This window comes from Algoriphagus alkaliphilus, assembly GCF_900103735.1.
Classification (GTDB): domain Bacteria; phylum Bacteroidota; class Bacteroidia; order Cytophagales; family Cyclobacteriaceae; genus Algoriphagus; species Algoriphagus alkaliphilus.
This window is the reverse complement of sequence record NZ_FMXE01000002.1, coordinates 169,152-194,878: the sequence shown is the minus strand read 5'-3', so window position 1 is coordinate 194,878 and position 25,727 is coordinate 169,152. Positions and strand designations below refer to the sequence as shown.

At 43.6% G+C, this 25,727-nt stretch carries 24 protein-coding genes; 7 read left to right on the top strand and 17 right to left on the bottom strand.

Translation table 11 applies throughout. The annotated features are described in order from the left end of the window. Positions 1–4: 4 nt before the first annotated feature. The 6 genes from BLQ81_RS00910 to BLQ81_RS00885 all read right to left on the bottom strand — a co-directional run bounded on the left by BLQ81_RS00910 (position 5) and on the right by BLQ81_RS00885 (position 7,562). Positions 5–1,522: an amidase family protein gene (locus tag BLQ81_RS00910; protein ID WP_092728068.1), complete on the bottom strand. Its 1,518-nt coding sequence runs from the start codon at positions 1,520–1,522 to the stop codon at positions 5–7. A 66-nt stretch (positions 1,523–1,588) separates the two neighbouring features. Beyond that, positions 1,589–2,404, bottom strand: a complete 816-nt coding sequence (locus tag BLQ81_RS00905; protein WP_092728067.1) for a DUF4349 domain-containing protein — start codon at positions 2,402–2,404, stop codon at positions 1,589–1,591. A gap of 73 nt (positions 2,405–2,477) precedes the next feature. Further along, positions 2,478–3,230 (bottom strand): LytR/AlgR family response regulator transcription factor, encoded by a 753-nt coding sequence (locus tag BLQ81_RS00900; protein ID WP_092728066.1) that lies wholly within the window; start codon positions 3,228–3,230, stop codon positions 2,478–2,480. Next, entirely contained in the window at positions 3,227–4,303 is a 1,077-nt protein-coding gene (locus BLQ81_RS00895; RefSeq protein WP_092728065.1) for a sensor histidine kinase, read from the bottom strand. The genes BLQ81_RS00900 and BLQ81_RS00895 overlap by 4 nt, the downstream gene beginning before the upstream one ends. Positions 4,304–4,653: 350 nt before the next feature. Next, positions 4,654–5,298 (bottom strand): tetratricopeptide repeat protein, encoded by a 645-nt coding sequence (locus BLQ81_RS00890; protein WP_092728188.1) that lies wholly within the window; start codon positions 5,296–5,298, stop codon positions 4,654–4,656. Between the two features lie 104 nt (positions 5,299–5,402). Continuing rightward, entirely contained in the window at positions 5,403–7,562 is a 2,160-nt protein-coding gene (locus BLQ81_RS00885; protein WP_092728064.1) for a TonB-dependent receptor, read from the bottom strand. Positions 7,563–7,656: 94 nt separating this feature from the next. Between BLQ81_RS00885 and BLQ81_RS23055 the strand changes: the two genes are divergently transcribed. After that, on the top strand, positions 7,657–7,779 hold the full coding sequence (locus tag BLQ81_RS23055; RefSeq protein ID WP_217636635.1) for a GxxExxY protein: 123 nt from the start codon (positions 7,657–7,659) through the stop codon (positions 7,777–7,779). A gap of 88 nt (positions 7,780–7,867) precedes the next feature. Here BLQ81_RS23055 and BLQ81_RS00880 read toward each other — a convergent pair whose 3' ends face one another. The 3 genes from BLQ81_RS00880 to BLQ81_RS00870 all read right to left on the bottom strand — a co-directional run bounded on the left by BLQ81_RS00880 (position 7,868) and on the right by BLQ81_RS00870 (position 9,989). Continuing rightward, positions 7,868–8,284, bottom strand: coding sequence for a type II toxin-antitoxin system VapC family toxin (locus BLQ81_RS00880; RefSeq protein WP_092728063.1), 417 nt, complete (start codon positions 8,282–8,284; stop codon positions 7,868–7,870). Continuing rightward, entirely contained in the window at positions 8,265–8,513 is a 249-nt protein-coding gene (locus BLQ81_RS00875) for a ribbon-helix-helix domain-containing protein (protein ID WP_092728062.1), read from the bottom strand. Before BLQ81_RS00875 ends, BLQ81_RS00880 begins: the two co-directional genes overlap by 20 nt. 234 nt (positions 8,514–8,747) lie before the next feature. Further along, entirely contained in the window at positions 8,748–9,989 is a 1,242-nt protein-coding gene (locus BLQ81_RS00870; protein ID WP_092728061.1) for a M28 family peptidase, read from the bottom strand. Positions 9,990–10,064: 75 nt separating this feature from the next. Here BLQ81_RS00870 and BLQ81_RS00865 point away from each other — a divergent pair, with 75 nt between their 5' ends. After that, a complete protein-coding gene (locus BLQ81_RS00865; RefSeq protein ID WP_092728060.1) occupies positions 10,065–11,168 on the top strand; it encodes a TolB family protein in 1,104 nt (367 codons plus the stop codon). 60 nt (positions 11,169–11,228) lie between these two features. Here the strand turns inward: BLQ81_RS00865 and BLQ81_RS00860 are convergent, their stop codons facing one another. The 5 genes from BLQ81_RS00860 to lysA all read right to left on the bottom strand — a co-directional run bounded on the left by BLQ81_RS00860 (position 11,229) and on the right by lysA (position 18,804). After that, positions 11,229–12,758, bottom strand: a complete 1,530-nt coding sequence (locus BLQ81_RS00860; protein WP_092728059.1) for a cryptochrome/photolyase family protein — start codon at positions 12,756–12,758, stop codon at positions 11,229–11,231. 57 nt (positions 12,759–12,815) lie between these two features. Beyond that, on the bottom strand, positions 12,816–13,856 hold the full coding sequence (locus tag BLQ81_RS00855) for a PorP/SprF family type IX secretion system membrane protein (protein ID WP_092728058.1): 1,041 nt from the start codon (positions 13,854–13,856) through the stop codon (positions 12,816–12,818). Positions 13,857–13,859: 3 nt separating this feature from the next. Beyond that, positions 13,860–15,890 (bottom strand): T9SS type B sorting domain-containing protein, encoded by a 2,031-nt coding sequence (locus BLQ81_RS00850; protein ID WP_217636630.1) that lies wholly within the window; start codon positions 15,888–15,890, stop codon positions 13,860–13,862. Positions 15,891–16,319: 429 nt separating this feature from the next. Continuing rightward, the gene (locus BLQ81_RS00845) at positions 16,320–17,363 is read right to left on the bottom strand and encodes a PorP/SprF family type IX secretion system membrane protein (protein ID WP_092728056.1); all 1,044 of its coding nucleotides are present in this window, start codon (positions 17,361–17,363) and stop codon (positions 16,320–16,322) included. A 217-nt stretch (positions 17,364–17,580) separates the two neighbouring features. Further along, complete coding sequence (gene lysA / locus BLQ81_RS00840; RefSeq protein ID WP_245693115.1) at positions 17,581–18,804, bottom strand: diaminopimelate decarboxylase; 1,224 nt, start codon at positions 18,802–18,804, stop codon at positions 17,581–17,583. 222 nt (positions 18,805–19,026) lie between these two features. On the opposite strand from lysA, the gene BLQ81_RS00835 reads away from it, so the two are divergent. Both BLQ81_RS00835 and BLQ81_RS00830 read left to right on the top strand, forming a co-directional pair. Beyond that, positions 19,027–20,739 (top strand): sensor histidine kinase, encoded by a 1,713-nt coding sequence (locus BLQ81_RS00835; RefSeq protein WP_175454135.1) that lies wholly within the window; start codon positions 19,027–19,029, stop codon positions 20,737–20,739. Beyond that, positions 20,736–21,431, top strand: a complete 696-nt coding sequence (locus tag BLQ81_RS00830) for a response regulator transcription factor (RefSeq protein ID WP_092728054.1) — start codon at positions 20,736–20,738, stop codon at positions 21,429–21,431. Before BLQ81_RS00835 ends, BLQ81_RS00830 begins: the two co-directional genes overlap by 4 nt. A gap of 85 nt (positions 21,432–21,516) precedes the next feature. Here BLQ81_RS00830 and BLQ81_RS00825 read toward each other — a convergent pair whose 3' ends face one another. The 3 genes from BLQ81_RS00825 to BLQ81_RS00815 all read right to left on the bottom strand — a co-directional run bounded on the left by BLQ81_RS00825 (position 21,517) and on the right by BLQ81_RS00815 (position 23,186). Further along, positions 21,517–21,816, bottom strand: coding sequence for a type II toxin-antitoxin system RelE/ParE family toxin (locus tag BLQ81_RS00825; protein ID WP_092728053.1), 300 nt, complete (start codon positions 21,814–21,816; stop codon positions 21,517–21,519). Further along, entirely contained in the window at positions 21,806–22,045 is a 240-nt protein-coding gene (locus BLQ81_RS00820; RefSeq protein ID WP_092728052.1) for an addiction module protein, read from the bottom strand. Before BLQ81_RS00820 ends, BLQ81_RS00825 begins: the two co-directional genes overlap by 11 nt. A gap of 130 nt (positions 22,046–22,175) precedes the next feature. After that, the gene (locus BLQ81_RS00815; RefSeq protein ID WP_092728051.1) at positions 22,176–23,186 is read right to left on the bottom strand and encodes a dipeptide epimerase; all 1,011 of its coding nucleotides are present in this window, start codon (positions 23,184–23,186) and stop codon (positions 22,176–22,178) included. 89 nt (positions 23,187–23,275) lie between these two features. On the opposite strand from BLQ81_RS00815, the gene BLQ81_RS00810 reads away from it, so the two are divergent. The 3 genes from BLQ81_RS00810 to BLQ81_RS00800 all read left to right on the top strand — a co-directional run bounded on the left by BLQ81_RS00810 (position 23,276) and on the right by BLQ81_RS00800 (position 25,725). Beyond that, positions 23,276–24,748 (top strand): M14 family zinc carboxypeptidase, encoded by a 1,473-nt coding sequence (locus BLQ81_RS00810; RefSeq protein WP_092728050.1) that lies wholly within the window; start codon positions 23,276–23,278, stop codon positions 24,746–24,748. Positions 24,749–24,774: 26 nt separating this feature from the next. Then, positions 24,775–24,906 (top strand): hypothetical protein, encoded by a 132-nt coding sequence (locus BLQ81_RS23050; RefSeq protein WP_092728186.1) that lies wholly within the window; start codon positions 24,775–24,777, stop codon positions 24,904–24,906. A gap of 87 nt (positions 24,907–24,993) precedes the next feature. Then, positions 24,994–25,725, top strand: a complete 732-nt coding sequence (locus tag BLQ81_RS00800) for an SIMPL domain-containing protein (protein ID WP_092728049.1) — start codon at positions 24,994–24,996, stop codon at positions 25,723–25,725. Positions 25,726–25,727: the final 2 nt, after the last annotated feature.

The following is a 25,727-nucleotide window of genomic DNA, read 5'->3' as shown; positions in this document are numbered from 1 at the left end:
GCTTTTAAAATACCGGAGCTTTGCGATGTTTGGTGCCTTGTTCGTAGGAGTAGACAAGGCGGATCAATGTTGGTTCAGTCCACATTTTCCCTAGAAACTGAAGTCCCGCAGGGAGATTTCCTGAAGTAAATCCCATTGTAATTGTAAATGCCGGCTGTCCCGTATGCGGAGCGATAATTTGGGAATTGTCACCTAAGTATTCTTCTTGGAATCTGTCAATCCGTGCAGGCTTATTATTCCAACTTGGATAGACCAGTGCATCCAATTTTAGAGAATCCATGACTTTTTCGATCGCTTCGCGAAAAGCTATTCGTCGCAAATCGGTAAAAGGATCTCCGCAATCCTCAACCATATTTTCTGGCAATTCGCTTTCACGAAAGCTTTCAAGTCCTTCTTTGGCGTATTCGGATTTCGTCCCAACCCGGATCACATCTTCGAGTGTTTTCATTGTGTCTCGCTTGACATAGTCTGCCAAGAATTTTTCCAGATCCTGCCGGAAAACGGGACACCATTGATTTCTACGGAGGGAATCAAAGTTTTCTACTTCCACCGAGTCAATGATCACCGCACCTAGCATAGCCATGTCTTTCAGGGATTGGTTGAACAGCGCAGAAATCTCGGGATCTGTATCCTTTTCACTCAAGGTTCTAAACACTCCGATTCTTGCTCCTTTCATTCCGTCTTTTTTTAGGAATTGCGTGTAGTTTGTGGTGGTCTTTCCTTGGGAATAGTGAGTAATCGGATCTTTTGGGTCAATTCCGGCGATGGCTTGCAAAACCTTGGTCGCATCTTCCACCGTCCGGCACATGGGGCCTACCACATCATTCCGGAGGTATAGCGGCACGATTCCTTCCCGGCTGACCAAGCCTAAGGTAGTCCGAAAACCTACCAAGGCGTGGTGGGAGGAAGGTCCACGGATCGAATTGCCGGTGTCGGTACCCAATCCAATGGTGCCAAAATTAGCAGCAACGGCAGCTCCCGTTCCCCCGCTTGACCCGGCAGGAACGTGATCCAGGTTGTAGGGATTTCGGGTAGTCCCTTGGGTTGAACTCTCCGAGTGCATGGGACTGAAGGCCCACTCGGCCATGTTGGACTTGGCGATGACGATTGCTCCGGCAGCCACGAGTTTTTGGATAATAAAGGCATCTTCCTCCGGGTAAAAATCCGCCAAAGCCAAAGCCCCTGCTGTGGTTGGAAGCCCTTTGGTGTTGATGTTATCCTTGACGATTAATGGAATGCCGTGAAGGGGACGAAGCTTCCTTGTTTTGGAAAACTCTGCGTCAAGTTTTTTGGCGGTAGGCAAAGCTTCAGGATTAGTGACCGAGATGGAATTTAGCGAAGAATCCAGCGCCTCGATTCGACTGAGATAGGCTTCTACCAAATCTTCAGCTGAAAAATCTCCGTTTTGGAAGGCTTGGTGAATTTCTGAAATGGTCAATTCCTCCAAAATGATGGGTTCTTTCAAGGGCGCTTGGCAAGCCCAAGCCAAGCTTAAAATCAAGAAAGCTACGAGTCGATTCATTGCGGAATATAGCTTTCCTTCATGCTTTTTTCCAGTAATCTCTAAAATTTCAATAGTTTATTTCCCTTAGCTCATCGGAGGTGGAGGAGATTTCTTTCGTTTCAATAGCCAAATCAAGAGGGCGCCGAAAATCAGGAAGAATGGCCAAAGATTGAGGATAAAAATGAAGAACCACTGTAAATTCCTCCAGCCGTTTTTTAGTCCCTCTTTTGCTTTGCTTAGGAAACCAAAGGCACGCTCTCCTTCCACAAAAAAGGAGACATTTAGCGTACTCAAAGCTACTCGATCACTGAGGTAATTGAGCCTGCCCTGCATGGATTCGATTTCGCCGCGGACATTTGCCAGTTCCCGCTCCAGCCCAAGTATTTCTTGGACATTTTTGGCTTGCTTGAGCAGCTCGGTATATCGGATTTCCAGTTCCTTTTTGGTTTTTAGCCGGGCTTCCACATCGATAAACTGCTCGGTGACATCTTCGCTTCGGATGTTGGTGTTTTCGATGCGGACTGCATGAGATTGGATTTTTTCCAGCAACTGATCCAACTGGTCTGAGGGGATTCGGATGGTTAAACGCTTTTCTGTTCGCTCGCCATAGCTGTTGGCTGATTCATTGGAAATAAAGCCTTTGGCAGCTTTTACTTCGGCTTTAAGAAACGTATCAGTCTCCTGAATGTCTCTACACTCAAAATAAATATCGCCTTCCCGGATGACTTTTCCCTCCGTGAATTCAGTTCCGGCAGCGGGTTGTTCTGTCTCCGGTGAATCCAATAGTTTTTCATAGGAAACTGCAGCGTCTTCAGGTGCCAAATCGACTGTATCTTGAGTACCACAGGCGCCCACAATAAAGCCGAAGAGGATTGGGAGTTTGAGCAGAAAAAGCTTCATAGTGAGAGGGTTTGGGTCAAAGGTCAAACGGAGGAATCTGATTTTTCGCTGCTTATGATATGAAATTTAACACCTAGCGGTCCAGCCAATCCTTAAACTCAGCCACTTTTTCCCGACTGATCAAAATATCCGAATCGGGACAGCCTCGGAGTTTGACTTTCAATCGGCTGTTGGAATAGGTGAGGACTTCCTCGATTGTGTCTACATGGCTGAGGTATTTTCGGTTGAGGCGAAAGAAATCTGCGGGATTGACTTGGGCTTCCATCTGCTCCAAGGTAGAGTCCAGCACATACTTTTTCCCGGACTGAGTTTGGAGGAAAGTCACCCGCTCCTCACTGAAGAAGAAAGCGATATCCTCGGCTGGAACACTTTGGATTTTTTCTCCAAATCGAACCAAAAATCGGCTTTTATAAGATTTTGCCTGAGGTTGGATCAGTGTTTTGATCAGTTCCAAATCCAGATGGGGCTGAATCTTCTGGGAATTGAATTTTTCAACTGCCCGTTCCAAGTCTTTGGGATCTATGGGCTTGAGTAGGTAATCAATTGCATTAACCTGAAACGCCTTAATCGCATATTGATCAAAAGCAGTCGTGAAAATCACCGGAGCTTTTACTTTCACCTGTTCAAAAATTTCAAAGCTCAAGCCATCAGCCAACTGAATATCGCAAAAGATCAAGTCCGGTGCCGGATTTTCGGTAAACCAACGAATCGACCTGCTTACAGTATCCAGATTTCCGATCAGTTCGGCTGGGGGAAAATATCCCTGCAGCAGCTTATTCAATCGGGCTGCTGCGGGCTTTTCGTCTTCGATGATCAGGATCCTCATACGTTCACTTTCAAAAGAGGAAGCTTAACCAAAAATTCATGTTCCGACTGAAATATTTCAGGCATTTGATCACTCAAAATCCGATAGCGGGAACGGATATTTTCCAAACCTACACCTGTGGAAGGCTCATTTTGGCTGGTTTTGGGTTGAAAGGTATTGCTAACCCAAAGCTCATCCCCTTTTTGGAAAATGAAGATGAACAGGGGATTTTCCTGGGAGGCGATGTTGTGCTTGATGGCGTTTTCCAGCAAAAGCTGTAGGGAAAGTGGCGGCAAAAAGCAGCCTTTGCAATCTGGCACATCCACTTTGAAATTTAGATTCTCTTCAAATCGAATTTTCTGAAGCTCGAGGAAGTTTCTGGCAAAGTCAAGTTCCCTGTCAAGCTCGACCAATTCCTCCTGCTGCACATCGAGAACGTAGCGGTAGATTTTGCTGAGTTTTTGGATAAAAGCAGCTGAGCGGTCCGCATCTTCATAGACGAGGTTGGACAGGGCGTTGAGCGAGTTAAACAGAAAGTGGGGATTAAGTTGGTCCTTGAGGCTTTGGTATTGGCTGGCTAGCTTTTCGGATCGGAGTTGTTCGGCTTCGATAGCGGATTTCCGCCATTCTATCAGCCAAGACCTTGATGTGAAAATCGCCATAAATACCAGTGCGATGGTCATAGGTGTAAGAGTGAACTTCAGAATTCCCCGCCATGGGATTTGGTCTGAGGGAAACCTCCATTCGATCCACGCATAACAAAACACGATGATAAAGCTGACCATAAACGCATAGACCATGTAAGTAGCGGCAGTCGCCAAAAGTCGCTTTACAGGTTCGTGAACCCATGAAATCCGAACATCCCAATATTCTTGCACCCGGCTGCCCCCAAAACTCAGTGCCATAGACACGCAAAAGGAAAAGATAAAATCAGGCAGAAGTCCCTTCAAATCCTTCAGACTCAAAAAGCAAATCGGGCAAAAAATCACCTGCAAGACCAGGGCGATTGCCAGATTGATCAGGAGAAATTTTCGAAGGTCTCTCCAGATCCCTGTGTCTTCTTTACAGTCTGTTGGTTTCTCGGCTTGGATCATGTCGGAAGTTAGGAAAAAGGGAATGAAGATCGAAAGTCAGGTTTCGGAAGATTAAAGGTGCTCAGTACAGATGCTCAGCACAAGTTTTGTGTTTTTTAGAATTCATTTTTTTTGAAAGTGAGTGAGATACTCATTTTGGCGGAGCACAAGATTTGGATTATTTGTAATTCTTACCGGAAAGTGAATGGATCAATTTGAGATCTTCAGATTTCCAGTGAGTGAGGACACTCACTGGGGCTTCCATAGTATTTTGGATACTTCGAAGAGCTCAGTACAAGTTTCGGAATTTGAACCTCCACCAAGAGCAATTTTGGTGGAGGATTTGTTGGTTTAGTTTTTCAAAGCGCACATTACTTGCAGGCATTGGCAACCTGCACGGCTTCTCTTTTACCCCAAGTGGGCAAGATGTAATTTTCGGTTACTTTGGCTTCTTCTTTGGAAAAAAGCTCCAGTCCAACCCTTGCCAATCCACAGGCTTTGTCGGGTCCGCTGCCGAAAAACTGAGACATTCCCAATTCCATCTGAGCCATCAGTGTCGTAGCACGTGGATTTTCCTTATCCAAGGCAATTGCTTTTCCAAAAGTTTGCATGGCCAAGGGACTCATTTCCTGACCTCGGCTCATGGGATCGACGGAAAGTTTCCCCATGATTACAAAGCCTTTCAATGCCGTTATTTCGGAATTGTTGGGTGCGATTTTTTCGGCTTTGTTCACCAACTCCATAGCTTGATCAAAGTATTGGTCTTTGTTGACCTCGAATCGAAATGCGGCCGTGGCCTTAATGTAAGCTGCGTAGTAAAGGGGGAGCCATTCTTCGGATTTTGCTTCTGCAATTCGGATAAACCCATTGGCCACCGTCTGAGATTGTTCTGAGGATTGGATGGTATTCATCGAGGAGATCTGCTTTTTCATGGCATTCTCATAGGCAGGATCAGAAGCAAAAGCGAGCGTGATCCACATCAGGGAAAGAGCGAAAGTGAAGAGGTACTTTTTCATGTGATAGAGTTTTATTTTTTTTAAGGCCACATGGAATCTCGCTTGATTAGTAAAATCCCATTTGTTTGCTGTTTGTGTTGCGCTCGATTTCATCATAATAAGATTTAGAGGTTGTTTAGATTATTTGCGTTTTTGTCTTTGGAAAGGGTAAAGAAGATCCCAAGGAAAAGGAAGCGAGGTGCCCCCTGACCTAGAGGAAGGGATTCAAACCGTCCCTGTTCGTTTGGATTCTGTGCATACTGATACCCAAAGATGTTTTGATGCCCAGTCACATTGGTGATCGCTCCATGGATGATCAGGTTGGGCTGAGGCAAATAACTCCAGCTTAGGCTGAGGTTTTGGAACATCCCTGTTTTGGAGTTCATTTCTCCTGTGAGATTCGGGTCGGTGTAAGCCAGGCCGTCATTGAAGGACCAAGACAGGCCGAGTTGTGATTTCAGGCTTGGGACAAAGTGCTTGACCACCACGCTCAGGTTGTGTTTGGGTGCAAAGTCAGGCTGCACCTGTCCAATGTATTGGAAATAACTCCGCTTGCTGTCCACAAAGCTGTAAGTGATCCAGTAGTCTGTATTTTTCAGGCTTTCCCGATCCCGGAAAAACACATCAAAACCTCGGGCAAAACCATCTCCTTCGTTTCGGACATTTCGTGGGTTTTGATGAATTCCTTCAAATCTGACCAAGTGGTCATAGGACTTGTGGAAAGCCTCGGCCCGAAAGGTCTTGCCGTCTTTTTGGTAGAGGTAGTTCAGAATCAAATGCTTCGACTCGGTATTTTTCAAGCTTGGTGCCAGGATGCGGAAGCGTTCTTCAGGCAATTGATGGAAGCGGCCTGTGGCAAAAGAGAGGGTGCCGTTTTTGGAGATTTTGTAGGCCAAAGAAGTGCGCGGATCAAGCCATTTTTCTTCAGCAAGGGAGGAAATTCCAGCACGAAGTCCTGATCGAAGGACCAATTTTCGGCTGAGATACCAATCCCATTCGGTAAACAGAAAGCCCTGATTTTCGCCAAAGCTACGCTCGAGACTTTCCTGAGTCAGGACTTCGGAATAGTCATTTCGGAAGTATTCGACTCCGTTTTTCACCGCAAGGCGATCCGAGAAATCATATCCAGCAGTCCATTTGGCATGGCTGAGTTGATTTTTTCGCTCCAAGTCTAAACCTCCCAAGTTGAGGATGTCCTTGTTTTGGGAGAAAGAAATTCCACCGAAGAGCGACCAACCGTTTTCAAAGCCCCTTCTCCAGTTAGTTTGGGCATAGGAATAGGTATTTTTCAGGTCGATCAGCAATCCCCGATCGGGCATACCCGGCTGCGGCTGCCAGAGTTGCATTCCTCCGGATTCGGTTCGTGCGAGGACTTTCCAAAGACCGCCTTTGGACGTTTTTTGCTGGGCGGCAAGTTCGACATCCCGACCAAACGGAGCTCTTTCCCAGTCAAAATTTTGTTTGATCAAAGCCTGATAGGGTTTCAGATCAAAGATATTTCCGCTGATGCTAATGCTCCTTTTTTCATTGGCCAAGGTGTGGGAATAGCCACCGCCAACCGACATGATGGACAAATCGCCTTGGCTTCGTTTTGCCAGATCTTTGGTGTTCAGTGCCAGAGTGGAGGAAAGTGCCTGACCGTATTCCGCAGAATATCCACCCGTGGAGAAGAAAGTGCCCTTGAACAGATTTGGGTTGAATCGGGTGCGGGTAGGTACATTTCCGGCGGTGGTACCATAGGCATTTCCTACACGCATCCCGTCAATGTAAATGCCTACTTCGCTTGCATCACCACCACGAACGAAGAGGCGGCCGTCATTTCCGACGGTGGAGGTGCCAGGTAAAGTTTGAAAAGCTCCCACAATATCACCCATGGCAGAAGGGGTGGTGACGATATCGATCGGGCGAAGGATGACGGATTTTTTCTCATCCGAGGCTTCCATGGCTCCGGCTGATATCGTGACAGTATTCATTTCATTGAATTCCTCAATTAATTTAATGGATGGTATTTCAATCTTGGATTGGGAAAGGGTGATAGGAAATTCTTGTGACTTGAAACCCATCATGCTTACGACCAAGAGTTGATCGCCTGATTCGCTGCTTTCAAAAGAAAAAGCACCTGAGGCATCACTGCTTGTACCGTCAAAACTCCCTTTGATAAAAACATTGGCACCAGGTAGAGAAATGCCTTTTTCGTCTAGGACTTTTCCAGAAATAATGGTTTGGCCAAAGGCCATTGTCTGGCTGTGGAATAAGTAGGTTAAAATAAAAAGCCGGAGGTTCATTTCGATTCAGATATGAACCAAAATTGAAGGGCTTTATCCGTTCAAAAAACTAAAGCTGACTGAAGCGTCAAAATCCGTGACTGAGCTGTAGGTTATTGAAACTGTCCAAGAACTTTTACATGTCCATTCAGCCCAGTTGATGAGCTATATGAAGTTGCTTAAAAAGCTACAGGGTCTCTGGTTCAATTTTATACCGACAATATCGCCAAATCCATGAGAGCTTTTGTCAACGAGTATTTTGATAGAATGGCAACGTAAAATTTTTCTTTCTCTTCAAACCGAGATTTCAAATTACAGCGGTTAGTCTAAGAATTCAAAAATACATTTGTCAAGTATTGATTTCTAAAATTTCGATAGATGTAAAAATCAGAGTCAATGCTCACTATTTTGTTTGTTTGAATGATTTCTGAAGCTACCATCAAGCTTGCATCAGCTAAATCCATGGGAACATCAGTAAATTTTTGTGAATAGGAAATGATTGAATTGAGATGTTTTTCTGTCAAAGGAACGAAATGGACTCCGCCTCTATTTACCCATTCCAAAAGATTCATTTGGGCCTTGAGACTGAAATCAAGCATATGAGATGCTTCCGTTATAACCGGCCAAGTAGTCCAAAAAATTGCATTATAATCCTTCAAAAAATCAACGACGGGTAAGTGGTATCGATCCCGTTTATTGAATAATGCAATGAGTGGACCGGCATCAATGAGGGAATTTTCCATGAAGTCGTGATTTAATTTCTGTTTTATAATTGACTGATCCATCAGGGCTTCCACCTTCCTCAGTACCAAATAAGTCTTTTCCCAATTCGTAAGCGGAAAGTAATTGGATTTCTCCTTGGATATATTGATCCAAAGCTTCTTTTACTAAAGTGGTTTTTGATACTCCTTTTTTCAATCGAATAAGATCAAGCTTCCGCTCCATCTCTTCGTCAAGTCTGATATTGAGCATGTTAAATTAGTTTTTATTAATGTAATACAAATGTATTACAAAATAGTTCGGGCTAGGAAAAGTTTTTTTCAAATTGGTAAACTGAATGCGGATTTTCAACTTCCAAGTTCCAACTTATTCATTATGTAAAATAAAAAAGTGAGTGAGGATTTAGCCTTCAAATGAAAACCCATCTGTGGACTCTCAAAGGAGTTTTCTATCCTTGGAATCAACAGGAATTCCCTTTTTTGCAATTTAAAACTTCACCAACGCCTCTACTTTCTGTCCACTTCTTTCGATCACTACTTTGGTCGAATCTCCTTTTTGAAATGCGCTTAGCGCACGCATATAGCTCATCATATCATAGATCGTGGAGTCGCCCAACTGAACGACGATATCTCCTTTTTGGAGTCCGGCGGCTTGCGCCGGTTTTCCTTCAGATACGCCATCCACTCGCATTCCTTTTCCGTCATACATGTAATCGGGAACTACACCCATCGACACTGTGAATCGTGGAGAATCGCTGGAATCTTTGGTTTTGGTGAAAGCGAGTTTAGGTTCAGAATCCAGTTGATCTATGACTCTGGAGATGTAACGGACCACTTTCACCAATCCCTCATAATTGATCTTGTCAGAATCGTCCGATGGCTTATGATAATCTTCGTGCTGTCCGGTGAAAAAATGCAATACTGGCAAATCCTGAAGGTAAAATGACGTGTGATCTGAAGGTCCTACTCCGGATTCGGTAGTGACAATTTTCAAGCTGTCAGAATTAATTGGATCCAGAATAGATGGAAAACCTGGGCTTGTTCCAATGCCATACACAGCAAGAGATTTTTCCTCATTCAATCGACCTACCATGTCCATGTTGATCATATAATTAACACTGGCTAGGTCAATAGTTGGGTTTTTGACAAAATAATTAGATCCCCAAAGCCCGTTTTCCTCTCCCGAGAAAGCGATGAAAAGTACATTGCTGCTTAATTCCTCATGCTTGAGAATTTTTGCCAAAGCCAATAATGCAGCTGTGCCGGAGGCGTTGTCGTCCGCTCCATTATGAATGGCAGAATCGCCTCGGTGCAGTGAGCCGGATCCGCCCATACCCAAGTGATCGAAATGTGCCCCGATCACGATGGTTTTATCTGCCTTTTTATCTAAAAATCCGACCACATTCCGGCCGGTAATTCCTGTTCCATCGGTTCCGATTACAGCCTCTTCATGTGGATTTGAGGGTTTGGAAACGGTAAATGATTGGAAAAAGCCATCGGTTCCCTTTGGCTGAAGTCCGGCTTTTTTGAACTGCAGGGCGAGGTATTCAGCGGCTTTTACTTCCCCTTCTGTACCTATAGCCCTTCCTTCTAAGTCATCGGCGGCGAGGAAAGTCACATCTTCTTTGAGGTTGGAAAGCAGCTTTTCATCGCTTGGAGGTCCATCACACCCGATGATGATAACACCAGTTAATATTGCAAAAAACGAAAATCTCAAATTTTTATTCATGGCCGTGTGTTGATTTAGTCCAAAGATAATAATTGGTATCTTCGGCCAGCAATTCTTTTAAATATCGCCCTTATAATGAGAAAACTCCTCGTTCCAATTTTGATTGCAGCCTTTGCCTGCAGTCCGAAAACCGAAACCATTCTTGCTCCCGAACCTCATTCTGCTTCAGATTCCTTACTGCTTCACCCTGAGGAAATGAAATATCTTAAAAATATCAAGCAGTTGACCTTTGGCGGAAATAACGCTGAGGCGTACTGGTCCTTCGATGATTCAATGCTGGTATTTCAGTCGGACTATGCAGACTGGGGCAATGAATGTGATCAGATGTTTTACCTCAATTGGCGAGAAGACGATCTTTCGGCGTCTCAACCGAAGCGAATCAGTACTGGACTGGGACGGACGACTTGTGCCTATTTCTTACCGGGGAATAACACTTTTGTCTATGCTTCGACACATTTGGTAGATCCTGCCTGTCCACCTGTTCCGGAGCGAAGAGCAGATGGCAAATATGTGTGGCCGATTTATGACAGCTTTGACATCTTTACTGCCGATTTGGAAGGGAATATTCTCTCTCAGCTGACGAATGAACCGGGCTATGATGCAGAGGCGACAGTTTCTCCTCGTGGAGATAAAATCGTCTTTACTTCCATTCGAACCGGCGACTTGGAGCTTTATACCATGAATATTGACGGAACGGAAGTGAAACAGATCACCTCTGACCTAGGCTATGACGGGGGAGCTTTTTTCTCGCCGGATGGATCAAAGATCGTCTGGAGAGCTTCCCGGCCTCAGACTCCTGAGGAAGTCAAAGAATACCGGGACTTACTTAAAGATGGATTGGTCAAGCCAACCGAAATGGAGTTGTATGTGGCAAATGTCGACGGATCTGATGTCAAAAAAATCACCAACCTTGGAAAAGCCAATTGGGCCCCTTTTTTTCATCCTTCGGGTGAAAAGCTCATTTTCGCCTCCAATCATATGACTGAAAGAGGCTACCCGTTCAATCTTTTCATGATCAACCTGGACGGTACTGGCTTGACAAGAATTACGCACGATGGGACTTTTGACGCTTTTCCGGTTTTCTCCAATGACGGGAAATACTTAGTTTTTTCCTCCAACCGAAACAATGGAGGAACTCGCGATACGAATCTGTTTGTCGCAGAGTGGATTGGGGATTGATTTGCTAATTCATGTTTTTTGGGAAGACCACCTTGTCTAGAGGAGTTTTATGAACCTTACCTATAATTTTTCCAGATTATCCAAATACAATTCTGCCTGATCCAATAATTCCTGCTTATTTCCCATTTTGTCCCAGGTTTTGTAAGCCATTCCGATTCGCGGATTTTTCTCCAGTTTATCACGATTTCGGTCATAAAAGTGCCAATACAGACTATTAAAAGGGCAGGCCCCTTGTCCTGCCTTTTTGTTGGAATCGTATGCACAGCCGGAGCAGTAATTCCCCTGTTTTTTGATGTAATTGGCTGAGGAGACGTAGGGTTTGGTGCCGACGATTCCCCCGTCTGCAAATTGGCTCATGCCGCGTGTATTGGTGATTTCGACCCATTCGATCGCGTCGATGTAGATCCCGAGGTACCATTGATCGACCTCATCCGGATGGATTCCTGCCAGCAAGGCGAAGTTACCGGTGACCATCAAGCGTTGGATATGATGCGCATAGGCCAAATCCAATGACTGGCCAATGGATTGCTTCAAGCAATTCATTTTAGTATTTCCGGTCCAAAACCAATCCGGCAGCTTGTTATCATGACCAAAGAAATTCAACCCCGAAAACTCCGGCATTTTTGCCCAATAGATTCCTCTCATGTATTCACGCCATCCAATGATCTGCCTGATAAACCCCTCCACCTGAGCGATGGAGATTGTGTTTTGATGCTGATACCAATATTTCTCTACTGTTTGCACGACCTCAAGAGGAGAGATCATTTTGGTATTCATCGAAAAACTCAGTCGGGAGTGGAAAAGGTATGGGTCCCAAGTGGTCAATGCGTCCTGGTAAGCACCAAAGTGCATCAGGAGATTTTCGCAGAAATATTCCAGAATTTGGAGACTTTCAGCGCGAGAGACAGGCCAAGGATAATTTTCTGCATCAATCTTTCCGATAGTCTTCACTCCGGATTTTTCCAGTATTTCTACTATCTCGCTTACTTTCTTTGGCCGGATCAAGGCTTTTTGAAGCAGTTTTTTGTCTTTTAGGGATGCTCGGTTGTCATGGTCGTAGTTCCATTGTCCCGTCAATGGTTCTTTGCCATCCATCAGGATGTTGTATTTTTTTCTCATTTCCCGGTAAAAGGTCTCCATGAGGTAGGATTTTTTCCCCTTGAAAAAATCCTTCAGAAAATCCCGCGTGGTCAGAAAATGCTCAGTATCGAAAGAAGCTGAAGGGATGGGAAGTTTTTCGCAAATGTCTTTCAGAATCTTATCCAGTCGATATTCATCGGGCAGTTGATATTCAAAGCGCTCAAAACCTTCTTTGGAGATCAATATATTCAGCAGTTCTTTGAGGTTTTGTTGATTTTCGGGATCATCTAGGTTGAGATAAATCATCTGATGACCGGCTTTTTTCAACGCTTCAGCAAAAGTCCTCATGGATAGGAAAAATCCAACAATCTTCTGAATGTGATGCGTGACATAATCAGTCTCCTGCCGCATTTCCATCATCAGGTACCTGACAGAATCGTCTACTTCCTGATACCAAGAATGCTGAATGTTGAGTTGATCACCGAGGATCAGACGAAGAGTTTTGGCCATAAAAAAAGGACTTTACCAAAGTAAAGCCCTTTTCGAAACCCATTGTTTATGAAAAAATTAATATTTAAAGCAAGGCATGGAGGATTTTCTTCCGGCTCCTTTTGCCAAACCGGCTAAGAAGCTATACCTGATGGATATTTCATTGGCACCACCTGTATTGGCATTCCCCAAAGATGAAATGGTGAAATCATGACTGTATCCTACATCAATTCCGTTTCCGAGAGAAATACCTACTAGGGCAATGACAGATTCATGGTTAGTCTGAGTTATTTCCGAAACAGGAATTCCACGATACCATATTCCCAAAACCATTGGCTGCAGATTGACCTGAGCTCCAAAATCTAATTGAGAGAATGGTCCTTGGTTTTTGTAGTTGAAAGCCAAAGTCAAATCTTTGGTCCCGCTTCGGTCATTCATGAAGGAGCGTGATGAACCGCCTGAAAGGTCAATTCTGTATCCGCCATGTGCTGAGAATCTTATAGGTAATCGGCTTTCTTGATCATTTATAAATGAAATGTTGGGTTGGGTTATGTGGTGTGTAGCGACACCAAACCAAGCTTTTTCATTGTTGAACATCATTCCAAGACTATAATCCACAAATTGATGTCTTGAATCAAGTCCGAGGTTTTCGCCCGAAAAGTCTCCCACTGCTCCAGTCTGATCATTGATTTGACTACCGAAGACCAAATTGCCAAAATAGGCATCACGATCAATATAACTTACCTGACCTCCAAATCTAAGAAAGGAACGGAACCCCAATCGAGCCCTGTAAGAATAGGTAGCACCGATCTCCGATACGCTGAGGTTAGCCATGCTTTGCTCTGAGCGATTGAATATCACTCCAATCCCACTGTTGGCATTGAACAGGTAGTGGTCAATGTGTGCGGAATAAGAAGTAAAAGACTGATCTAGTCCCGGCCATTGATTTCGGTAATTCACACCGATTCGGGTCATTTCGCTTGCTCCAGTCATAGCCGGATTAAGGTTAAGCGGGTTCGCGTAAAACTGTGAGTATTGAACATCTTGAGCTTTAAGGCATAGTGATGTACAACACATGGTGAAGAACACGAGGGGGATAAGCGTAAATGATGTTCTCATATGCTATCTGATAAGGGTGATACCCCCGGAACGATTGACCATTTGTCCGTTCATGGAGGTAAAGGTGATTCTATAAATGTAATTGCCGGCAGGAGCCAGCTGACCTTTGTATGTCCCGTCCCATCCTTTGCTTTCCAAGCTGTTGGTGATAAAGAGCTTCTCTCCCCAGGTATTGAAGACTTCCAATTGGAATGAGGTGACGGCTCTGATTTTAGGGAAAAACGTATCATTAAGCCCATCTCCATTGGGAGAGAAGGCGTTTGGGATTACGATCATTTCAGTTGGAGAAGTGACTTGGACTTTGTTTGTTTCGACAGTAGAACAGCCAAAAATGTCGTATCCGGTTAGTTTGACTTCATATTCTCCGGACTTTGAGAAAATGTGGATAGGATCTTTGTCGGAGGATTTTTTCCCGTCTCCAAACTCCCATTCCCAAGCGATGATTTCCGGGGCGATTTCACTTTCGAACAGGATTTCCTCCTCGATCATTACTTCCGGTTCAGAGGTGAATACCAACTTTCGATATTGGAAGTCAAGTCTTGATCCCTGTGAATTTTGATTTGGAAAATCCACTTTGGACTCAGCTTCTACCCTACAGCCAAGTGCATCAGTTACTGTTGCCTTGAGGACTCCGGAAGAGCTGAAGTTGATCTCTCTTGTATTTGAATTGCTACTGCTCCATTTGATAGTATAGGGCTCTTTGCCTCCCTGAATTGAGACCCAGGCTACTCCGGTTGCTTTCCCGTTTGAACAGTCAATATCCAGTGCAGTTTCGATGCGGGCCTGAATTCTTGTGGTTTCTACCACTGATACATTTATAGAAACAGAGCATCCGCTTTCGTCAGTGGCAGTCACTGTATAGGTTCCCGCTTTCAGGGCTTTTCTTTGTAGTAAGTCTTTTGCCCCGTCTGACCAGGATAATTTTATGGCTCCTTTTTGTCCTGTGATTTTTAGGGAAATGCCTCCATCGGCTTGGCCGGAACAGGAAACCGGCCGGTTTTCCAACACCTCTAGCGTAAGGCTAGACTGATTGGTTAAGGAAAATTGCTTTTCAACAGTGCAGCCAAGGGCATCTGTTACTTTCACAGAATAGCTGCCTACTTTTAAGTCAGTTATTCTTGCCGAGGTTTTTCCATTGCTCCAGAGAAAGGAAAAAGGAGCCTTTCCGCCTTTTGGAAGGATTTCAATCTCACCGGTGTTTGAATCTTTACAGCCGGGATCAAGGATTCTTGAATCCAAGGAGAAAGAAGCCGGTGAGCTCAATGTGTAGGAAGCTTGGAAGGAACAGCCTTTGTTGTCTTTTACAGTAACCTGATAAGTCCCGGCAGCAATATTGGAGAGATCTTTGGAGCTGGCCCCATTGCTCCAGGCATAGGTATATGGAGCCTGACCCCCAGTTACAGTCAATTGAATTTTTCCAGAATTAGCTGTTTGACAGGTTGGTTCTTGGGAAGACGCCGAAACATTAATTCCTTCAGCAGCAGCTTTTATATCAAATGAGAGGCTTACATCGCAATTGTATTTGTCAGAAACTATTACTGTGTAGGTTCCCGGGACTAAATTACCGGCTTCCCAAACATCTTTGAGGCCATTGCTCCAGGTTATCTTATAAGGAGGGCTGTCAGCCTCGTAATCATTTCTTCCGATTCTCACGCTGATTTTAGCGAATCCAACATTTCCGGATCCACAGGTTGCATCTCTTTTTGTGACAGGATTGAGTATTAAAGGAAATGGAGGTTGAACAATTATTCGTTCGATATGCTCTGTTCCTAGTGCGTCGGTGATTTTGACCGTGTAGGTACCGGCATTTAAATTGGTACGGTTTTGGCTAGTCTCGTTCGTGTTCCATCTAAATTTATATGGGGAAACTCCTCCTGTTACATTCAGGATGATGCTTCCTTTTTCACTGTGAGAACAGAGCGCGAGTTTTCCGCTTACTGCGACTTGAATTGTCTGATATGTTTCAATTCGCTGATTTTCACGACTGGGGATATTAAAGGCAAATTGAGCCCGGGCAGAATAATTGATTGCCATACTGAGAACCAGTAGGATAATCTTTGCGCCGAACATTTTATTTAAACCTTTCATTTTTGCACTTCATCACAGTATTCAACTCTTTCAGCAGTAGATTTTTGTCTTACAAAAACCCTTTTGTGTATTTCATTTTTAAGAATAATATTTTTTGTAAGTCACATACAACAAAATGATATTCTTTAGAAATGCTGATTTCATGAAATTAGAACCTAAAAATTCTATTTTCCAAGCAGGGTGAACTATGATGTAAATGAAATGCTAGGCTTAGAAAAGTATAATTTTTCTTCAAAATGTATCATAATTAAAAAAACTGTTGTGGTGATACTTTTTTCAGGATGTGAAATGAAAAAAGACCTGCTAGAAAGGCCTTTGAAAAAAAATCAAAATTTTTTCGAAATTTTTACGTTAGACTGATTTTTCCTCTGAAAATCAGTACCTGAAGCAAGGTATTACGCGTGATCTTTGACCTCGGGATTTAGCATCACCCCATAAAAAAGTATATCTAACCGAAATTTCATGTGCTCCTCCACTATTTCTCAGTCCAAGTTTGGACGTAGTCATATCAAAAGAATAGCCTATGTCCAGACCGGTTTCTAAGGCAACGCCTACCAGTCCAATGAATGCTTCATTGTTTGGAAGACTGTTTTTGGTAGGAAGTCCCCGATACCATAAGCCTAAGACTAGCGGGTGTAAAAAAAGTTGAGCCCCCACATCCAGTTGGCTAAAAGGATCTTGCTCTTTGTAATTAAAAGCAAATGAGAGCGATCTTTCCTGATAGTTGTGTGTGAAGTAGTCCCTTCCTCCGGGAGCAAGATTTATTTTGTATCCTCCCTGAAGCGATAATTTCATCGGGAGTACGCTGGATTGGTCGTTGACAAAAGAGATATTGGGCTCGGTCAGATGGTGGGCGGATGCGCCCAGCCAAAATTTGTCATTGTAAAACATTCCCCCCACAGCATAATCAACAAAGGAATGGCGACTGTCTAAAGGAACGCCATTGAGCTCATCGGAAATGCCGCCCACGGTACCGTTGACAATATCAATCATCGAACCAAACACCAAATCTGAGAAAAAGGCATCTCGCTGCATGTAGCTAGCCTGAGCTCCAAGCCTGAAAAAAAACTTTTCGGTCAATTTGAGTCTGTAGGAATAGCTTAAGCCAATCTCATTGGTAGAAAGATTGGCAAGAGTCTCCTGATTTCCATTGAAAATTAAGCCAATGCCACTGTTGTAGTCAAAAATATAATGATCAATATAGGCGGAATAGGAATTGAAACTATGGTCCAAGCCAGGCCATTGATTTCGATAGTTTACCCCAACGCGGGTGAGCTCGGAGGCACCAGTCAGGGCAGGATTGAGGTAAAGGGGTGCGGCGTAGAATTGGGAATATTGCACGTCTTGCGCACTCAGTGGGAAAACACCCAAGAGCCCAAACAATACAAGGCATATCCCTAAAATAAATTTCCGCAACATAAACTATCCTCTCTCGCGGAACAAAGTTATAACCAATACTTTTTCCGTGATTAGATTTTATCAAATAAGACATTGAAACTACTAGGGCTTAGGATTGAGGTGAGCAATCTTTGGGTTTCAAACCTTATCTTGAAACGAATCAAAAGTACTTTTCGCTTCTTGACATGCACAGTTTGTCAATAATTATACCAAAGGCACTTTGTCAAGCCCCTTTGGGTTAAAAATCAATAATTTCCTGATTGCGAATCAGATCCTCAAAATTTTCCCGTTTTCTAATTTGGAATGCCTTTCCGTCCAAAACCAGCACTTCCGCGGGCCTCATTCTTGAGTTGTAATTGGAGGACATACTGTAGCCGTAAGCCCCGGCATTTTTGATGACCAGAAGGTCTCCAGCCCTTACTTCAGTCAGTTCACGATGTGAAGCAATCGTGTCGGTCTCACAAATGTATCCCACGACGTTGTATTTTGCTTTTTTCCCATCTGGATTGCTTAGGTTATATACGCCATGGTAAGCATCATACATCATGGGCCGTATGAGATGATTCAATCCAGAATTTACACCCACAAAAGTCACACTCGGGGATTCTTTGACCACGTTAGCCTTTACCAAAAGATATCCAGCCTCACTGACCAAAAATTTTCCCGGTTCCAACCAAAGTTCAAGTTGTTTCCCATAGCGTTTGCAAAAATCCTGAAAGGCTACGGACACTTTGCTGCCCACTTCCACTATATCTGTAGCAATATCATTCGGCTTGTAAGCAACTTTAAACCCTCCCCCGAAATCAAGGAATTTAAGCTCAGGAAACTGGATCGCAGCTTCAAAAAGAACATTTCCCCCCTTCAAGAATACTTCCGCGTCTAAGATATCTGAGCCCGTATGAATGTGAAGTCCTACGATATTAAGCTTGTATTTGGCTACCGTATGCAGGATTTGAGGGAGTTGTTCGATGGAAATACCAAATTTACTTTCCTTGTGACCAGTTGAAATTTTGAGGTTTCCGCCGGCCATGATGTGTGGATTGATTCGGATACAGGCAGGGATCGATCCTCCATAGACCTCACCAAACTCTTCCATCAAAGGAAGACTGTCCAGATTGATCATGATTCCCAAGTTGACAGCTTCCCGAATTTCCTCAAAGCCAACGCCACTTGGGGTGTACATGATTTCATCTGTTTGGTGTCCGGCCATCAATCCCAACCTTACTTCCTCAATGGATACAGCATCCACACCCGCGCCTGCTTTCCGTATCAGTTTTAAGATATTGATGTTGGAAAGTGCCTTCGTGGCATACTTGATTTTCAAAGGCACGCCTCCAAAAGCTTCTTGGAGAGTTTTTATCTGTTGGGTGATTTTTTCACCATCATAAATGTAAAGTGGGGTTCCAAATTCATCAGCCAGAGCGGCGATGGATACTCCTTGGATATGCGTAGGATTAGGCACTTGGAAAAGGTTTAAAGATTTGATGCTGCAAGTTACCCATTCACAAAAAAAAGGAAGGCTAATACCTTCCCTTTTTTTGGATTTAATGTAATTAAGAAACTAATGAAATGAGAACGGCAAGATTACTTCCATTGTTCAAAATAAAGAAATTTGAAAAAAAACAGCTCAGTTAAAACATGTTAACAGCTGCGCCTCACTTGCGAATCACTTTAAATTTGTGTGATGTCCAAAGGTAATATCACCCTTATTGTAGTTTTGATGTCGCTGGCAAGCTTTGGCTTGATGGGCTTTCAATACTATTGGGTCAGAAATGCTGTAAGGATTAATCAGGAACGATTCGACCAAAATGTGCTTCAGGTCCTTTCCAATACAATTAATGAGTTGGAAAAAGGTGAAACAAGTGATGTCCTGCTTAACCAACTTATTCAGGATTCAGCACTTCAGGAGACTATATTCAAAAAAATCGATCCTATTGAGCTTCAAATCCAAACCTCCCCTCGATATAGCCGCCCCTCAGTCGTAGACACCATGCTTTCCTTACCCGCGCCTCAGGTGAGTGAGACGTTTCGTCGTATGTTGCTTTCTCGTGGAGTGGATATTTCTGTAGTTTCCGAATTGGAAAATTTCTTCACCTACTTGACTCCTGAGATTGCCTCGAGGATGTTCACTCCTGACGAAATGCAAATTTTGCTTCAGGAAAAAGAGCGGCAGTTAGATTTCCTGAGTAAAAGTCAAGGTTTCCTTCGACAGAGAAGGCAAAATAAGCCAATCATATCTTCCTTTGAAACAGAGATCATTCTTTCTGATGATGCGATCGACAAGATCGTAAAGACGAATATCAAAATTGACTTAATTAATCAGGCTATAGCTGAGTGGGCAGAGGGGCAGCGCGCTATTTTAGACCGCTTAGATACTGGAAAAGTCAGGCTAATGCTCAAGCAGCGCTTGGTAGAAAAAGGAATTTCCGAGGATTTTGAGTTGGCCTTGCTTAATGATAAGGCCGAAATGGTGCCCATTGGCCAAGTAGCTGACCCCTTGAGATTAAAAAATCATGGAGTCCAAGCCAAGCTTTTCCCTAATGATATTCTAGGCAAGGATAACTTTCTGTTCATCTTTTTCCCTGAGAAAAATAATCACGTGATCCGGCAAGTCTGGCTTCCGATTTTCAGCTCCGTCGTTTTCATCTTCGTGATCATTTTTTGTTTCATTTATGCGATCAAAGTCATCATCCGGCAGAAGGAGCTTTCCAAAATCAAAAATGATTTTATCAATAACATGACCCACGAATTTAAGACGCCACTGGCTACGGTGAGCCTTGCCGTGGAAGCTCTTCAGGACCCTGAGCTGTCCAATCATGATAAATTCCGAACCCGATACCTTGGAATAATCAAAGACGAAAATAAGCGCTTGGTAACCCAGGTTGAAAAAGTGCTGCAAGCAGCCGCGCTGGAAAAAAAGGATTTCCAACTCAAAATCGAAACAATCAATTTGGCTGATTTGCTGGAGAGCAATGTTGATCAGATCAGTCTTCAGGTGGAGAAACGCGGCGGGAAAATAAACTTTGTCAACAAACTCAGAGATCCCGAAATTGAAGGAGATGCCTTTCACCTTACCCACCTGATCAATAACTTACTGGACAACGCCAACAAATATTCCAAAGAAAACCCGGTGATACGGGTGGAAGCTTGGGAGGAAGCAGATCGGGTTTTTATTTGCATCGAGGATAAAGGGATCGGGATGAGTAAAGATGCCCAGAAAAAGATTTTTGATAAATTCTATCGGGTACCAACCGGTAACGTACACGACGTAAAAGGCTTCGGACTCGGGCTTTCTTATGTCAAAACTATGCTGGAAGCCCATAAAGGCGAAATTCAAGTGCAATCAGAAACCGGAAAAGGAAGTATCTTCACCATTAACCTACCCAAAAAACAATGAGCAAGGCCAAACTATTAGTCGTAGAAGATGATCCAAACTTGGGAGATATCTTAAAGGAGTATCTGGAAATGAAAGGCTATGAGCCCACACTTTGCAGAGATGGGGAGGAAGGCTGGAATAAATTCAAGAAAGACAAATACGATCTTTGTCTGTTGGATATTATGATGCCAAAGAAGGACGGATTTACGCTGGCCAAGGAAATCAAGAAAGTGCAGGAAAATCTTCCAATACTCTTTCTGACTGCCAAAAATCAAAAAGATGACATCATCGAAGGCCTGAAAATCGGAGCGGACGATTACCTTACGAAGCCATTCTCCATGGAAGAATTGCTCTTGAGGATAACAGCTATCCTTCGCAGAACTCAAAAGTCAACCGAAATCTCAGCGTTGAAAACCTATACGTTTGGTGATTTTGTCCTGCATTACGATGAGCAGTTTATCGATGGTCCAGAGGGAAGGCACAAGCTGACTTCTAAGGAAAACGAGTTGATCCGACTCCTTGCTTCAGAGATCAATAAGTTGGTCAACAGAAGTCACGCACTCAAGCAAATCTGGGGGGACGACAGCTACTTCAATGCCCGCTCAATGGATGTGTACCTGAGCAAAATCCGCAAAATCCTCAAAGACGATCCAAAAGTCCAGATCATTACCATTCACGGAGAAGGATTTAAGATGATTGTGGGGGAAGGATAATTGGAGTAGCTAGTAGCTAGACATAAGTATCAAGATTTTGAAATCCCGGGGTAGAGATGCTGCGGGGTTTTTTATGTGGAAAAAATCAAACTCGATTTTTCCAGATTTTAGGATCCCTACTTGTATGAAAAATGGAAATTACTTCAACAAGGCTTTCTTTTATGATGAACAGAATTAAAAAAGGAAACCGATCAACTACAAAAGCCCTAACCATTTTTCGATATCTAATAGGATAGGATTCTGGACTATTTGTTATAGTGTCCAATGATATTTGGATTTGAGATAGAAACTCATCTCCTAGGCTAGACCTTTTTCGTTCATACCAAACATAAGATTCAAACAAATCCTCTTCCGCCTCTTCTGATAGTTGAACCTCAGTTTTCATTTTTGGCTCTGGATTTTACACGGGCTTTTACGTTCTCCCAAGTCGAAAAATTCATCTCTCCACGCTCATATTTATCGAGCCTCCGGTCTAGTTCCTCTAATTGCTCAGATGTCAGCCCAATCTCTTGGTCATTGGCTTTTTTGATTGAATGGATTTTTTTTAAAATAGCTTCATCCTGTAGATGAGATAGCCATTTTATCAAATCTAATTTAAGCGAGACAACGTCCATGGTTTCTTTTTTATTCTAAAGTTAACGAAAATCAATCTTGGAGTATGATGTAATAATAGGAAAAATTCAAACCTCAACTTCCTGACCTCCATACTTCCATACTCCCTAACCCCCATACCTCCCAACTTCTTCAAACCAACTTCGCCCCGATTCCAGGGCCGTCCGGGAAAGTCACTTTATCAGGAGTTATGGTCACTCCCGTTGCCGGATCGTTGGCCAATAGCATCGCTCCATCCATATCTACATAGTCCAAAAGCGGGGCAATATGGGCAATGGCGGTGATTCCTACTGAGGATTCTGTCATGCAGCCTACCATCGTTTTCATACCCAGTGATTTGGCTTCATGGATCATTCGTAGTCCCGGAGTTATGCCTCCGGCTTTGACGAGTTTGACATTGATGGCATGGAATAAGCCGTGACATATTTTGACGTCTGATTCTACAATACAGCTTTCGTCCGCTATCACTGGAAGTTTGGAATACTTGAACACCTCTTTCATTCCTTCCAAGTCGTCTTTTCCCAACGGTTGCTCCATAAATTCCACCCCGAGCTTGGCCAATTCTTCAGCATTTCGAATTGCTTGCTCAGCCGTCCAAGCACAGTTGGCATCGATGCGGAAAATTGCATCAGTATGCTTTCTCAATGCTCTGACGATTTCCAGATCATTTTCAGTCCCCAGCTTGATCTTGTAGATCGGCCAATCCACTTCTTTCATTTTGGATACCATCTTTTCGACCGTATCAATTCCAATGGTGAAGTTGGTAGTGGGAATCTTAGCAGGATTTAAGCCTAGGTATTCGTAGAGTTTTTGATCCTTCTTTTTGGTGAAAAGATCCCAAGCCGCCATATCGAGTGCACATTGTGCAAATGGGTTTTCATTGAATACTTCCCGGCCTAATTCCCAAAGTTGCTCAGGTGTTTCCCAGTCCCCGCCTTCAATTACATGCCGAAAAGCCTCCAAAAGCGGAACCATATTCTCAATGGTCATTCCGTAGAATGAATTGGTAGTGGATTCACCCAAGCCGAAAATACCGTTTTCTTCCAGCTTTACGATCAAAGTATCCTGAATATCCCGGCTTTGGTGGGCAATTGTAAAGGTGTGTTTTAGAGGAAGGTCAATGACTTGGTAGCTGAGGTTCATGGGAGGATTTTATGAGCTTGGACAAAAATAGATGAATTTATTTGACTCGATTAGCTAGTTTTAGATTCAGTGATTCAAAAGCCAATTCTATGAAGAATTCGATACAATTGTACCTCCTTTGTTTTCTGCTTTTTGCCACGAGCTGTAAAATTCAAGCTCAGATAGCTTACGAAAAAATTTCCTCTGACCGCTTGGAAGCTGCTTTTGAAAGCTACAAAGAACCTGCGATCACACACCGTCGATTTAAGCATGCCGATCTTCAGCCTTTGATCCAAAAGCATTCGGCAGCTTTTCAGATCGAAAAATTAGGCGAATCCGTAGAAGGCAAAAGCATCTCCGGCATGATTTGGGGCAAAGGCCAAACCAAGGTGATGCTTTGGTCTCAGATGCACGGCAATGAAAGTACGGCAACAATGGCCCTTTTTGACCTGTTCAATTTCTTGGAAGCTTCAGGCGATGAGCATGAGGAATTGAGAAAAACCCTAAAATCCAGCCTCACTCTAAAGTTCATCCCCATACTTAATCCTGACGGAGCGGATGCATTCAAGCGGAGAAATGGCTTGGACATTGACTTAAATCGCGATGCGATTTCGCAAATTTCACCGGAGGCAGTGATTCTCAAAAAAGCCAGAGATGACTTCGAACCTGAGTTTGGGTTCAATCTCCATGATCAGCAGATCTATTATAATGTGGTCAATACGCCAAAGCAAGCAACAATTTCCCTTTTGGCCCCAGCCTATAATTATGAGACCGAAATCAATGATGTCCGCGGAAATGCAATGAAGACCATCGCGGGGATGAATGACATTCTGCAAAAACTGATTCCCGGGCAGGTTGGAAAGTATGATGACGCTTTCGAACCACGTGCCTTTGGAGACAATATCCAAAAGTGGGGTACCAGTACGATTTTGATCGAATCTGGAGGATATCCTGGTGATCCGGAGAAGCAATACATCCGCAAGCTGAACTTTATAATAATCCTCAATGCACTGCATCAAATCGCCACCAAAGGCTATGAGCAATACACCACTGCCCAGTATTTCGCGATTCCTGATAATGGATTTCAACTCATGGACCTGATCATCAATGAAATGCAAGTCAAAGTGAGGGACAAACTGTATCCCCTCGATCTGGCCATCCGAAGAAGAGAGTCTGAAAATGCCACCGGATATTTTATGACTGGATCAGTGGAGGACTTGGGAGATATGCAGATTTTCTATGGTTTTGAGACCTTGGATGCCACAGGACTTCACTATACTGAGGGGAAAGTTTACCCGACAGCTTTCGAAAGTGTCGACAAAATTTCCGAAGCTGAAGCGATGGATTTGCTTCGTCAGGGATTCCTAGCAGTGAAAGTAAAAAACGGAGAGGCTAGACAAGTACATGGACTTCCAATACTGGTGCTGAAGACCACAGAAAAATTCACAGGCGGCTGGACCACCGGTTCCGTTCCCAATTTCTTTTTGGCCAAAGACGGAGTGCTAAAATATGGTGTCGTCAACGGGTATTTAATTAACCTTGAAAATCCTAAAAAACAGGAGTTTCGAAATCGGGTATTTTGAAAAAAGTTCTAGCTGAAAAAATCGGAATGAATCCCTCTTTGCTTTCTCAGTATTTGAGTGGAAAAAAAAAGCCTTCGATAAACCAATCACAGCGGATCCTTGCCGGCATCAATCGAATTGGAAGGGAGTTATCAGAATTAAAACTAATTTTTAATTAAAGTTAAAACCCGCAAACTCGGCGGGTTTTTTGCCTATGAATTTGAAGGAATATCTGGTAAATTCATCAATCACTTTTCTAAATCGCCATGCGAAAAAACCTCTCTTCACTGATTTTTGCAATTGCAATCATCATCGCCGCTTTTGTATTTGCCAATGCGGTCATCAACCGAAACCGTCCTCAGGGAATGATCCATGTGACGGGCTTGGGGGAGCAGAATTTTACTTCGGATCTGGTGGTCTGGGAGGGAAATTTCTCACGGGAAAGCAAGGATCTAAAAGCTGCCTATGCAAGCTTGGAAAGTGATCGAATGGCCGTTACCAATTACCTCAAATCAAAGGGTATTCCCTCCGAGCAATTGGTGTTCAATGCAGTCAGTACCAATCCCATTTACCAACAAAATTATACGGCAAACGGAAACTACGCCGGACAGACTTTTCAGGGATATCAGTTAAACCAGTCCTTGGTCATCGAATCCAAGGAGGTGGAAAAAGTGGAGAAAATCAGCCGTGAAATCACCGAATTGCTCAATCAGGGGATCACATTCTATTCTCAGCCACCCCGGTATTACTATACCCAACTTGAATCTCTGAAACTGGAAATGATCGCCAAGGCGACAGAGGACGGTAGAATCCGGGCCGAGCGAATCGCTGAAAACTCAAATTCCAGCCTGGGAGATCTCGTCACTGCCAACATGGGGATTTTCCAGATCACCGGCCAAAACTCAGGTGAAGACTACTCCTGGGGAGGCACATTCAATACCTCGGCAAAAAACAAAACGGCTTCCATCACGATGAAGCTGAGTTTTGAGGTGGATTAAGG